Here is a 12575-nt window from a genome sequence, read left to right on the forward strand (position 1 = left end):
TCAGCAGCGTACTCACCGAACGGTGGTGGACCGCCCTACCCGATCGGACAGTTCGTGCGCCGCGTCCGGACGGTTGTGCCTCGAACGTCTTCCCAGTCGGTTCACCGCAACCGAGAGTGAGTTACACCACACCGCTCGAACGAGGAGAACACAGTGGCAATAGAACTGAACCAGATCTGGGACTTTCCGATCAAGGAGTTCCATCCCTTCCCACGCGCTCTGCTCGGCGTGGGCGCACACGACATCATCGGCGTCGAAGCAAAGAACTTGGGCTTCAAGCGTTCTCTGCTCATGACGACCGGTCTCCGCGGTTCCGGCATCATCGAGGAACTGATCGGCAAGATCGAGTACCAGGGCGTCGAGGTCGTGCTCTACGACAAGGTCGAGTCGAACCCCAAGGACTACAACGTGATGGAGGCGGCCGCGCTCTATCAGAAAGAGAAGTGCGACAGCGTCATTTCGATCGGCGGAGGCTCGAGCCACGACGCCGCGAAGGGCGCGCGTGTCGTCATCGCGCACGACGGCCGCAACATCAACGAGTTCGAGGGATTCGCGAAGTCCACGAACAAGGAGAACCCACCCCACATCGCTGTATCTACCACCGCGGGAACAGGTTCGGAGACGTCGTGGGCCTACGTCATCACCGACACCTCCGATATGGACCACCCGCACAAATGGGTGGGCTTCGACGAGGCCACGATCGTCACCGTCGCTATCGACGACCCGCTGCTGTATTACAGCTGCCCGCAACACTTCACGGCATTCTGCGGCTTCGACGTGCTCGCGCACGGCAGTGAGCCGTACGTGTCCCGGCTGGACTTCGCCCCGTCGCTCGGCAACGCGATCTACTCGATCAAACTTGTCGCCGAGAACCTGCGTGAAGCTGTGTACGAGCCGCGGAACCTGAAGGCCCGCGAAGGCATGATGAACGCGCAATACATTGCGGGACAGGCCTTCAACTCCGGTGGGCTCGGCATCGTCCACTCGATCTCGCACGCCGTCAGCGCGTTCTTCGACAGCCATCACGGTCTCAACAACGCAATTGCGTTGCCGCGCGTCTGGGAATACAACCTGCCGTCGCGCTACGAGCGCTACGCCGAAATCGCCACGGCGATGGGGGTCGACACGCGAAACATGACGACAGTACAAGCGGCCGACGCGGCGGTGGAAGCTGCGATCCGACTTGCGAAAGACGTTGGCATTCCGGACAACTTCGGCCAGGTGCGCACCGACTCGTACGCCAAGAACCAGATGAACACCAAGAAGTACGAGGGTCGCGGCGATGTGATCAAGGGCGACGAGAAGACGGTTCGCTCGATATCCGAACACATCCAGGACGACTGGTGCACGCCGGGTAATCCGCGCGAGGTGACCGTCGAGTCGATGATTCCCGTGGTGCACCACGCGATCAACGAATCCTACTGAGAGAGAAGGGCGACCCAGTGCACAGTGTGGCAGTGGTAGAAGCTGAAACCAGCAACAGCGCAGGTGTTTTCACCGACGGAAAGGACGTCGCGGCAGCACTGCGGGAGTACGACTACATTGCCGACGACGACCTCGCGACGGTAGTTCATCTCGCCACGGCACTGGATCGCCCGCTCTTGCTCGAAGGACCCGCCGGCGTGGGGAAGACCGAACTGGCAAAGGCTTTGGCGAAAGCGTCGAACAGACGGCTCGTGCGACTGCAGTGCTACGAAGGTCTCGACGACAGCCGCGCGCTCTACGAGTGGGACTACGCCAAACAGCTGCTGCACGTGCAGATGCTGCGCGACCGGATCAGCGGTGAGCTGGCAGATTTCGCGACGACGGCGCAGGCAGCAACGCATCTCGCCGCGCAGGACTTCGGGCTGTACTCCGAAGCCTTTCTCGCGGTGCGACCACTCCTCGACTCGGTGCTGTCTGCCGAACCGGTCGTGTTGCTGGTCGACGAGGTCGATCGCACCGAGGAGTCGATGGAGGCGCTGCTGCTCGAGGTGCTGGCCGAGCGGCAGGTCACCGTTCCGGAGGTCGGAACGTTCACGGCCCGCACCACACCATGGGTTGTGTTGACCTCCAACGACACCCGGGAACTGTCCGCCGCGTTGAAACGGCGGTGCTTGCATTTTCATCTAGGGTATCCAAGCCCGACGCGTGAGCGGGAGATTGTCGCCGCTCGCGCTCCGGAGGTCGAGGACGGTCTCGTCGGCGGTGTGGTGGCTTTGGCGTCGTCGTTGCGCGAACTTCCGCTACGGAAGGCGCCGTCGATCTCCGAGGTGATCGACGCGGCGCGGGCGGCCGCTGTCCTGCAGCGAACCGGCTGCGGCGCCGACCAGACGCGCCGGATTCTGCTCACTACGTTGTTGAAATACACGAGCGACCTGGACCTCGCGCTGGCGGACGCCACGGTGCAACCCGAGGCTGAGCGACAACCACGTGCGACGGTTGCCGCGCGTCCGGCCAACACGACGACGGCGGCCTTCCGCGGTCATGGCGGCAGGGATCGTGGTGGCATCTCTCGGAAGTAGTAGCAGCGGTTCGATCGAACGCAGTGTGCTCGACGTCGTCGCCGTCGCGTTCGCGGGCACGCTGCGCAGGAACGGTCTGGCGTTGTCGCCGGCAGAGACCATCGAGGTTCGGCGGGCGGTGGCGCTGATCGGTGCTGTAGACCGCGATGCCCTGCGCGCCGGGCTGCGCGCAACCTGCGCCAAGTACGCGCACGAACAGGTGGCGTTCGATCGGGGTTTCGACGAGTTCTTCGGTGCCGCAAGGGTTGTGGGGAAGCGCAGCGAAACGGCTACGATACGAGCACTCTTCGCCGAAGGCTTGCCGGAAGCGCTGGATCTCGATGGTGATTCGAGTGTTGCGCGATACGCCGAATACAACGAGCGAGCCGCGGAGGTCGGCGATTACTTCGACACACCGGACGCCGAGAAGGGCTTCAACCCGCATAAGGACGACGACGACATCAGTCTCAGCACCAGTGACGGCAGCCTGTCGGTCGACACCGATTCCGACACCGGCCGGCGTGGTGTGAGCTACACCGTCGAAGTAGACAGGGCAGGGGCGTCGGAGGTCGGCGAGCTCGCGAACGCGACTGCCGGCGCGGTCGCCGGATCGCTGCGCTGGGACGATCCGGCGGGCATCCTCGCCTGGCTCGACGCCTATGACCCGCGGCGAACCTACAGCGACGCATCTGACGACGAACTGTTGTCCGAAGCGCAGTTGCACCGGCTGGTGGAGGCGGTCGAAGCCTTCGTCGAAGCGCTTGCCCAAGCCGGTATCGCGCGGCCGACGACAGAGCCGACCGAGCCGGCGTCGCAGACCTCGGGCACCCGGACCGATGTCGAGCGGGCCTGTCACGAGGTACTTCGACGAATGCGCGGCGCGCCCCGGCCGACCGTTCGGGCGCACCGGCGCGGGCGGCTCGATATGCGGGCGACGGCGCGCGCAAGCATGCACACCGACGGCGTGCCGTTTCGGTTGTTGATCCGCACACCTCGCCCCGAGCGGGTCCGGCTGCTGATCCTTGCGGACGTGTCGCTCTCGGTGCGTCCGGTCACGGCGTTCACGCTGCGGCTGGCGCAAACCCTGCATCGACGGGTCGGTCGCTGCCGGGTGCTTGCGTTCGTGGACCGGCCCGTCGATGTCACCGACATCTTGCTGCGCAGTTCCGGCGACGACGCCCTTGCGGCGGTGCTCGCCTGTCCCGAACTCGACCTGCAGGCTTCGAGCGACTACGGAAAAGTGTTCTCGGAGTTGGCAGCTGGAAGCAACGACGTCAACAACCGGACCTCCGTTCTGATCGTCGGCGACGGTCGGAGCAACGGATTGGACGCACACGCGGACCAGCTCGCTTCGCTGCGCCGCCGCGTGCACCGGCTCGCGTGGGTGACGCCCGAACCGCCCCGCTACTGGCCGCAGGCATCGTGCGCGATGCCCGAGTATGCGCCGCTGTGCGACGGCGTCGTGGTCGCCCGCGATCCCGCCGAACTGGTCGCCCGCGCGCGCGACCTGGGGAACGCGCTGCGGTAAGCACACGGGTACCTACCCGATCGGGCAGGTTGCGGGCCTGTCCTTCGGTGGGTGCGCCACAGCGGACCTGCGACGTACGGTAAGAAGGTGCCGATTCCAGCGCCCGCGCTGATAGATCACCCGTACAACGGCCGCGATGTCCCGCGGACGGTCAAGTTCCATGCTCCCGAAATCGTCTTCGGCATCGGGTCGATGCAAGAGGCGGCGCATGCGGCACTGCGACTCGGTGCCGCGCGACCGCTGTTGGTGACCGACAGCGGGCTGATCGACGCAGGTTGGGTCGCGGAGTTGCTCGGCTACCTCCGTGATCGCGGTCTGGATGCGACGGTCTGGAGCGGCCTGACCCCGAATCCGAAGGAACACGAAATCGCGGCGGGCCACGAGGTCTACCGCGATCACGGGTGCGATGTGCTCATTGCGCTGGGTGGCGGGTCGGTCATCGATGCGGCGAAGGGCGTCGCGGTTCTTGCTGCCAACGGCGGCAACATCCTGGACTACGAGGGTGTCGACCGAGCGACCAAACCGATTCCGCCGCTCGTGATGGTTCCGTCTACGTCGGGTACCGGCGCGGATGTGTCGCAGTTCTGCATCGTCACCGACACCGCCCGTGGCACCAAGATCACCATTCTCGGCAGGTCTCTCGTCCCGGACGTCACCGTGATCGATCCACGTTTGCTGACCACGATGCCGGACTGGTTGAACGCCGCGACCGGACTCGACGCGCTGACACACGGCATCGAGGCGTACGTGTCGCTTGCACACAATCCGCTCACCGACCCACATGCCCTGCGGGCGGTCGGCATGGTGACACAGACGCTGGCGTCGACAATCGACGATCCGGTGAACATGACTTTCCGCAGCATCATGGCGCAGGCCGCGTTGGAAGCGGGCCTGGCTTTCACGAACGCGATTCTCGGTGCGGCCCATGCAATGAGCCACCAGGTCGGCGGCCTGCTCGACCTCCCGCACGGCGTGATCAACGGCATCCTGCTGCCGCACGTGATTCGGTTCAACGCCGACGCGGATCCGCGGCCGTACGTCGCGATCGCGGCGAGCATCGGTCTCGACGAACATCGTGGCAGTGCGGCGGAGGCTGCACTTGCCGTTGCGGATCGAGTCGAGACTCTGGCTCGTGCGGTCGGAGTTCCGCGCACCCTGTCGGAAATCGGTGTGCGCGAAGCGGATCTGAGCAAGCTCGCACAATTCGCATTGCGTGACGCGTGTATGGCGACGAATCCGCGATCTGCGACTCACGCCGAGATGATCGAGTTGTTCCGGACCGCGCTGTGAGCCACGAACGGTCGTCCGAACCGAGTCTGCCGGATTTGTCTGTCCTGACCGGGCTGCGATCGAGCAAGAGCACCTTCTACCCGCAATATCGCGGCGCTGCCGAACGGTTGGAGCGTGTTGTCCATGCGCTGGAACTGATTTCGCGCGCATTGGTGCGAACGGTGGAAGGTCCCGAGACGCTGGTGTGCGCGGTGGCGGAAGCAGCACGGGCGCATTTGAGCGCGCGGTGGGTGGCGTTCGCTTTGACCGACGGTGCGCTGCCCGATGCCGGTATGCGACGCCTCGTCCTGGGACCCGACGGGACGCCGTTCCTCGTCGACGAACTCGAAGGCCCGCCGCTGCCGGACATGGTGCTCGAGTGCCTCGACGACATCAGGCTCTCCGGTGCGCGGTCGGAGCGACCGATCCTGCGCCCGCACTACGCGTTCGTACCGCTCGTGCTCGACGGCGGTGTGGTCGGCGCGATCGCGTGCTGGTCGCCCGAGGACCGGTTGCTCGATGCGACGGATGGGTCGGTGCTGAGCATTCTCGCCAGTCAAACTGCTGTGGCGCTGCAGAATTCGGCGCTATACCAACGAAGCACGACGGCGTACACGCAGCTGCGCCGTACCGCTGCCGACCTCGCGGTCCGCAACGCCGAACTGCAATCGACCCAGAAGCAACTCGGTGCGGCCTACCGCCAGCAGGTGCTCGACGACGAGCGACACCGCATTGCGCGGGAGTTGCACGACAGCGTCACGCAGGCGGTGTTGTCGGCAGGTATGCAGATAGAGGTGTGCCGCCGCGATATTCCGGACGCGGAACGAACCGAAAGACTGGATCTCGCAAAGGAAATGACGCGTCGTGCCGTCGAGCAGTTGCGGTCGGCGATCTACGCGCTCAACAACGCGGAGGATTCGGCGCGGGAAACGTTGCCCGGCATGCTCGATCAGCTGAGCATCGTGCACATGCCGGACGAGCTGAAGGTCGATTTGCACATCGAAGGGCCGCCGGCGGAACTTGCGCCGGACATCGAGCACGCGCTGTTGCGGATTGCGGGTGAGGCACTGTTCAACACGGCGGTCCACGCGCATGCGACGTGCGCGGAGTTGCGGCTGGTGTACGGCGGCGATTCGGTGACGCTGTCGGTTGCCGACGATGGCGACGGCGAGCCGGCTCGATTGCGGTCGATGCTCCGCGCTGCCGAAAGCGCCGATGTCGATGGTCATCACCGCGGTTTGGTCAACATGGCCACCCGTTGCCGCGAACTCGGCGGCGACTTTTCGGTCCGCAAGTCCCGTCTAGGCGGTGTGCGAGTGGCCGCTACCATCCCGACGAAAGAAATCTCATGACCCAGACCCGACAGTCGACAGTGCGCATCCTCCTCGTCGACGACCACGCGATTCTGCGAGAAGGTCTGCGGTCGGTCCTGGATCGAGAAACCGACCTCCGAGTCGTCGGCGAGGCGAGCAGTCGCGAGGAAGCTCAGACCGTCGCAGCGCGCTTGGCGCCGGACGTCGTCGTCATCGATCTCAAGCTGTCGGCGGGATCGGACTACGAGGGACTTGCGTTGTGCAAGGCGCTGGCGAAATCGCATCCCCAGATGGGCCTGCTGGTGCTGACGACTTTCCTCGATGAACGCCTGGTCGTGGAGGCCGTCCATTCGGGCGCGCGCGGCTATGTGGTCAAGGACGTCGACACGACCGAGCTGGTTCGCGCGATTCGGGCGGTGTCGCGCGGTGAGAGCGCGTTCGATTCCCGGACCGCGTCGGCTGTGGTCAGGTCCATCAACGGCGCCGGTTCACGGCCCGAGCAACTGACCGATCGCGAAGTCGAAGTCCTGGGCTTCCTTGCAAAGGGTCTGTCCAACAGCGGAATCGGTGAGAAGTTGTTCATCTCGCCGACGACGGTCAAGTTTCATGTCAGCAACATCATGCGCAAGCTCGACGTCGCCCGCCGCGCGGAGGCGGTCTATGCGGCGAGCAAGCTGGGGCTGATCTGAGCGACCGCGTCAAAGGTCGAGCACCAACCATCCGCCGTGGTATTCGGTGACCGCGAAGCGGCACCCGACGGTGTCGCCCATCGCGCGCAAGGCTTCGACATCGAACGTCCGGACGTGGCCATGGCAGGCGGTCGGCGTGGTCTCGAACGGCACCGCCACGACAACGCGTCGGCGCGCGACACGCACCGCCTCGGCAAGAATCAACGCGCCAGTCGCGGTATCTACGTGCTCGAGCAAATGGATCGCGGTGACCGTGTCGGCGTGGTTGTCCGGCAGCGGTACCGACGCTGCATCGCACGCCAAAGTGTCTAGACTGCAATCCAATTCCGGAGCGACCCGCGCGAGCAACCGCATCGTCGACGCGCAGATATCGGTCGCCGTCACGGTCAGCCCCGTACGGGCCAAACGAATCGCAAAGAATCCGAAGCACGATCCGAGATCGACAACGCTCGCGCCGGCGACGAGCTGTTCGGCCCGCTCGTGTACCGGGCTGAAGGCAGCAGCTCCGGAAAGTAAGTCCTGCAGCGAATTCCGGTAGAACTCGGCCCACGCGCACACTGGATCGTCGACGGTGGACCTGATCAACCCGACCATGACCGCCTCGAAGTCCGACCTCTGTTCCAACGCGAGCTCGTCGGCGACTCGAATCGCCAGGCCGTCCGACAGGTCGCCGGGCCGCAGCGCGTGCCGCACGGTCAGGCGCCGCCGTCCGCGCGTTGCGGTGATCGTCCGTGACCGGACGCCGCCGAGTCGAACTACCTCTACGTGGTCGCCGTGCCACCGTCCTGGTGGGCTCGGCGCGATCGGATCGAGCATGTTTCGACGGTATGCGCGAAGTCCCGAAACCGGACCCGGCGGTGGCAGGGGCGTGACCTGCCCGTTCGGACAGTTTTACGACCCACCCCTAGCGCGGACGCTGCCGATGTGCCATTCTGCACTCGATGCCAATATTAAGTGAAGCGCATCACACCGACCCCCGGAAGGAGCATCCGATGTCCGAGCCCCTAGAGGTAACCGAAGAAGAACTCGTCACCGAGACCCTCGTCGAAGAGGTCTCGATCGACGGCATGTGCGGCGTCTACTGAGCTTCTGGAGCCGATGATGTCTGCACTCGATCTCGACACGGCCTGGCGGTTGCACCCGAAGGTCGCGCTGCGCCCCGAACCCTTCGGTGCGCTGTTGTATCACTTCGGAACGCGCAAATTGTCGTTCCTCAAGAACACGACGATCGTCGAGATCGTGCAGGCATTGCCCAATCATGCCGATGCGCGCTCGGCCATCCGCTCAGCCGGAGTGCCGGACGCCGCGTTACCGACCTACGCGGATGCGCTTGGCACGCTGGCTGATTCACACATGATCGTTCACGCCGAGGAGGCATTGTGACATCCACACTCGTTCGGCCGGCGCGGCTGGTCGATCAGTTCGAACTCGGGCTCGACGCGCCGATCTGCCTGACGTGGGAGTTGACCTACGCCTGCAACCTCTCGTGTGTGCACTGTCTCTCGTCGTCTGGCCGCCGCGACCCTCGCGAACTGTCCACCGAGCAGTGCAAGGCCGTCATCGACGAACTGCAGAAGATGCAGGTCTTCTACGTCAACATCGGCGGCGGCGAACCTACGGTGCGCTCGGATTTCTGGGAGCTCGTCGACTACGCGACGGCCCATCAGGTCGGTGTGAAGTTCTCCACCAACGGCGTCCGGCTCGATAAGTCGGCTGCAGCCAGGTTGGCAGACTCCGATTACGTCGACGTCCAGATTTCGCTCGACGGTGCTACCGCGGAGGTCAACGACGCTGTCCGCGGACCCGGCTCGTTCGCGATGGCGATCCGCGCGCTGGAGAACCTCGCCGAGGCCGGCTTCAGGGACGCGAAGATCTCCGTGGTCGTGACGCGGCACAATGTGTCACAGCTCGACGACTTCAAGGCGCTCGCCGACAAGTACGGTGCGACACTGCGTATTACGCGGCTACGCCCGTCCGGTCGCGGCGCCGACGTGTGGGACGAACTGCACCCCACCGCCGCGCAGCAGCGCGAACTCTACGACTGGCTGGTGGGCAACGGCGACCGGGTGTTGACCGGCGACTCGTTCTTTCACCTGTCCGCCTACGGCAACGCGCTGCCCGGTTTGAACCTCTGCGGAGCCGGCCGGGTCGTCTGCCTGATAGATCCCGTCGGTGACGTGTACGCGTGCCCGTTCGCGATCCACGAACAGTTCCTGGCCGGGAATGTGCTGTCGGACGGCGGCTTTGCGCACGTATGGCAGCACTCGGACCTCTTCACCGAACTGCGGTCCCCGCAGACCGGCGGCGCGTGCACGAAATGCAACCATTTCGACTCCTGCCGGGGCGGCTGCATGGCGGCCAAGTTCTTCACCGGTCTGCCGATGGATGGGCCCGACCCTGAATGCGTGCTCGGTAACGGGGAGTCGGCGCTGAACGCGGCCGGCGAGATCCCCAAATCGAGCGTGGACCACTCCCGGACCGGCGAGCGCAAGGTCGCGCGCAAATCGGTTCCACTGACCCTGATGATGCGACCACCGGCAAAGATCTGTGACGAAAACCCGCTCACGGGAATGACTAAGGAATAAAAGTGGCTACCAATCCCTGGTTCGAAACGGTCGCGGAGGCGCAGCGGCGCGCCAAGAAGCGACTTCCCAAATCGGTCTACGCGGCGTTGCTCGCAGGATCCGAACGCGGTACGACGCTCGACGACAACACGGGCGCATTCGCCGAACTCGGCTTCGCGCCGCACGTGTGCGGTCTGTCCGACAAGCGGGACATGTCGACAACCGTACTGGGACAGCCGATCTCGCTGCCGGTCATCATCTCGCCGACCGGTGTGCAGGCTGTCCACCCCGACGGCGAGGTCGCCGTTGCGCGCGCTGCCGCCGCCCGCGGCACCGCGATCGGGTTGAGCTCGTTCGCGAGCAAGTCGATCGAAGACGTGATCGCAGCCAATCCGCAGACCTTCTTCCAAATGTATTGGGCCGGTGACCGAGACGGCATTCTCGCGCGGATGGAGCGTGCCCGCGCGGCGGGTGCGGTCGGTCTCATCGTCACCCTCGACTGGTCCTTCTCGCAGGGACGCGATTGGGGTTCGCCCGAGATCCCCGAGAAGATGGATCTCAAGACGATGATCAAGTTCGGCCCCGAGGCGCTCGCGCGGCCGCGGTGGCTGCGGGAATTCGCCAAGACGCGACGCATCCCGGATCTGACTGCGCCCAACTTCGTCCTGCCGGGAAATACGCCACCGACCTTCTTCGGGGCGTACGGCGAATGGATGCAGACGCCACTGCCTTCGTGGGAAGACGTCGCATGGCTGCGGGAGCAGTGGGGCGGTCCGTTCATGCTCAAGGGTGTCTGCCGTGTCGACGATGCCAAACGTGCTGTGGATGCGGGTGTTTCGGCGATCTCGGTATCCAATCACGGCGGCAACAACCTTGACGGCACACCGGCGCCGATCCGAGCGCTGCCCGCCGTCGCGGCGGCCGTGGGTGACCAGATCGAGGTCGTCCTGGACGGCGGTATTCGCCGCGGCAGCGACGTCGTGAAGGCCGTCGCACTCGGTGCGCGTGCGGTGATGATCGGCCGTGCGTACCTGTGGGGCCTCTCGGCCAACGGCCAGGCCGGAGTCGAGAACGTTCTCGACATCCTGCGTGGCGGAATCGATTCCGCGCTACTCGGTCTCGGTCGATCGTCCATCCACGAGTTGACACCCGCCGACCTGGTGATCCAACCCGGGTTCGCAAGGGCACTCGGCACCGAAAGCTGAAGGAGAAAAGATGGGCCAGATCGAGGGCAGAGTCGCCTTCATCACCGGCGCCGCACGCGGGCAGGGACGCAATCATGCGGTGCGCCTTGCCCGCGAAGGTGCCGACATCATCGCGGTGGATATCTGCGGACCGGTCTCGTCCGACAGCGGATATCCACCCGCGAATGCTGAAGATCTGGAGCTCACCAAGAAGCTCGTCGAGGCCGAGGGGCGGAGCATCCTCGTCGCCGAAGCGGACGTCCGCGACAGTGTGGCGTTGCGCGCGGTCGTCGACGAGGGTGTGGCCCGGTTCGGCAGGTTGGACATCGTCATCGCCAATGCCGGAATCTGTAATTGGTCGCGATTCTGGGAGATGCCGGACGAGCAGTGGGACACGCTCATCGACATCAACCTGACCGGTGTCTGGAAGACGCTGAAGGCAGCGGTCCCTGCGATGATCGAAGCGGGCAACGGTGGCTCGATCATCAACGTCAGCTCGGTCGCCGGACTCAAGGCGCTGCCGGGGCAGATCCACTACTCGGCCGCGAAGCACGGCATAGTGGGCCTCACCAACAGCGCCGCGATAGAACTGGGCGAGTTCAGGATTCGAGTGAACTCCATTCACCCCTACGGTGTCGATACGCCGATGGGAACAGATCCGAACTCGCTGAAGATGCTGAAGAAGCATCCGCGATACTTCGCCTCGTTCGCATCGATTCTCACCGATCACCCACTCGCCGAAACCGACGACGTCTCGGACGCGGTGCTGTGGCTCGCAAGCGACGCATCGCGAACCGTCACCGGAACCCAGTTGGCACTCGACATGGGAGCGAGCAAGGTTTAGTGGCGCACCTGGCGCAACAGACGTGGACGGCGATCGAGCCGGGGTCGGTGACGGTTGCCGTCCCGGTCGGTTCGATCGAACAACACGGCCCGCACTTGCCGCTCGACACGGATACGGTGATCGCTCGCGCCGTCACCGAGTCGCTCGCCGGAGTGCTCGCCGCGCCTGCGATCGCTTACGGCGCGAGCGGCGAACACGAGCAGTTTCCTGGAACCGTGTCGATCGGCAGAGAAGCACTGGAGCTACTGCTGCTCGAGTACGGCAGATCGGCGTGCCGGTGGGCCGCTCGACTTCTGTTCGTGAACGGTCACGGCGGCAACGCCGAAGCAGTGTCCACGGCGGTGACCCGCCTGCGATACGAAGGCCGCGACGTCGCCTGGCTTCCATGTGCTGTCCCCGGCGCGGACGCGCACGCCGGCCGGACCGAGACGTCCTTGATGCTCCACATCGCGCCCGCTGCGGTGCGCATGGAAAGGGTGACCCGCGGTAACACCGATCCGATCGGCGAGCTCCTCCCGCGGCTGCGTTCGGAGGGCGTTCGGGCACTGTCCGCGAACGGAATTCTCGGCGATCCCGCGGGCGCGAGCGCTGCCGAGGGTGAGCAGATGTTCGAGGGTCTAATTGCTCGATTCGAGGCCGCGATCGGCCTTTGGCGACCGAATCGGGCTGGGATGCTCGTTTAAAGCGGAGGCTTGACCGTT

13 protein-coding genes are annotated in these 12575 nt (G+C 64.9%); 12 read left to right on the top strand and 1 reads right to left on the bottom strand.

The annotated features are described in order from the left end of the window. The first annotated feature begins 153 nt into the window (after positions 1 to 153). The 6 genes from mdo to JGU72_RS25340 all read left to right on the top strand — a co-directional run bounded on the left by mdo (position 154) and on the right by JGU72_RS25340 (position 7282). Complete coding sequence (gene mdo / locus JGU72_RS25315; protein WP_199686864.1) at positions 154 to 1425, top strand: NDMA-dependent methanol dehydrogenase; 1272 nt, start codon at positions 154 to 156, stop codon at positions 1423 to 1425. Positions 1426 to 1457: 32 nt separating this feature from the next. After that, positions 1458 to 2504 (top strand): MadB family AAA-type ATPase, encoded by a 1047-nt coding sequence (locus JGU72_RS25320; protein ID WP_307828600.1) that lies wholly within the window; start codon positions 1458 to 1460, stop codon positions 2502 to 2504. Then, positions 2485 to 4011, top strand: coding sequence for a MadC family VWA domain-containing protein (gene madC, locus JGU72_RS25325; protein WP_307828601.1), 1527 nt, complete (start codon positions 2485 to 2487; stop codon positions 4009 to 4011). Before JGU72_RS25320 ends, madC begins: the two co-directional genes overlap by 20 nt. A gap of 93 nt (positions 4012 to 4104) precedes the next feature. Further along, positions 4105 to 5301 (top strand): iron-containing alcohol dehydrogenase, encoded by a 1197-nt coding sequence (locus JGU72_RS25330; protein ID WP_307828603.1) that lies wholly within the window; start codon positions 4105 to 4107, stop codon positions 5299 to 5301. Beyond that, a complete protein-coding gene (locus tag JGU72_RS25335) occupies positions 5298 to 6632 on the top strand; it encodes a MadS family sensor histidine kinase (protein WP_307828602.1) in 1335 nt (444 codons plus the stop codon). Before JGU72_RS25330 ends, JGU72_RS25335 begins: the two co-directional genes overlap by 4 nt. Next, the gene (locus JGU72_RS25340; protein ID WP_199686868.1) at positions 6629 to 7282 is read left to right on the top strand and encodes a MadR family response regulator transcription factor; all 654 of its coding nucleotides are present in this window, start codon (positions 6629 to 6631) and stop codon (positions 7280 to 7282) included. Before JGU72_RS25335 ends, JGU72_RS25340 begins: the two co-directional genes overlap by 4 nt. A 9-nt stretch (positions 7283 to 7291) precedes the next feature. On the opposite strand, the gene mftM is transcribed toward JGU72_RS25340, so the two are convergent. After that, positions 7292 to 8098, bottom strand: coding sequence for a mycofactocin oligosaccharide methyltransferase MftM (mftM, locus tag JGU72_RS25345; RefSeq protein WP_199686869.1), 807 nt, complete (start codon positions 8096 to 8098; stop codon positions 7292 to 7294). Between the two features lie 176 nt (positions 8099 to 8274). Here mftM and mftA point away from each other — a divergent pair, with 176 nt between their 5' ends. From mftA to mftE, 6 genes are read left to right on the top strand one after another with little or no spacing between them, the layout of a single operon-like run. After that, on the top strand, positions 8275 to 8367 hold the full coding sequence (gene mftA, locus JGU72_RS25350; RefSeq protein ID WP_199686870.1) for a mycofactocin precursor MftA: 93 nt from the start codon (positions 8275 to 8277) through the stop codon (positions 8365 to 8367). Between the two features lie 16 nt (positions 8368 to 8383). Beyond that, positions 8384 to 8665, top strand: coding sequence for a mycofactocin biosynthesis chaperone MftB (gene mftB / locus JGU72_RS25355; protein WP_199686871.1), 282 nt, complete (start codon positions 8384 to 8386; stop codon positions 8663 to 8665). After that, positions 8662 to 9867 carry a mycofactocin radical SAM maturase gene (gene mftC / locus JGU72_RS25360; protein WP_199686872.1) on the top strand — a complete coding sequence of 402 codons (1206 nt, stop codon included), beginning with the start codon at positions 8662 to 8664 and terminating at the stop codon, positions 9865 to 9867. Before mftB ends, mftC begins: the two co-directional genes overlap by 4 nt. 2 nt (positions 9868 to 9869) lie before the next feature. Beyond that, positions 9870 to 11051, top strand: a complete 1182-nt coding sequence (gene mftD / locus JGU72_RS25365) for a pre-mycofactocin synthase MftD (RefSeq protein WP_199686873.1) — start codon at positions 9870 to 9872, stop codon at positions 11049 to 11051. A 10-nt stretch (positions 11052 to 11061) separates the two neighbouring features. Beyond that, positions 11062 to 11874: a mycofactocin-coupled SDR family oxidoreductase gene (locus JGU72_RS25370; RefSeq protein ID WP_199686874.1), complete on the top strand. Its 813-nt coding sequence runs from the start codon at positions 11062 to 11064 to the stop codon at positions 11872 to 11874. After that, entirely contained in the window at positions 11874 to 12557 is a 684-nt protein-coding gene (gene mftE, locus JGU72_RS25375; protein WP_199686875.1) for a mycofactocin biosynthesis peptidyl-dipeptidase MftE, read from the top strand. Before JGU72_RS25370 ends, mftE begins: the two co-directional genes overlap by 1 nt. Positions 12558 to 12575 lie beyond the last annotated feature (18 nt).

This window comes from Antrihabitans auranticaus (assembly GCF_016481275.1).
Lineage (GTDB): Bacteria > Actinomycetota > Actinomycetes > Mycobacteriales > Mycobacteriaceae > Antrihabitans.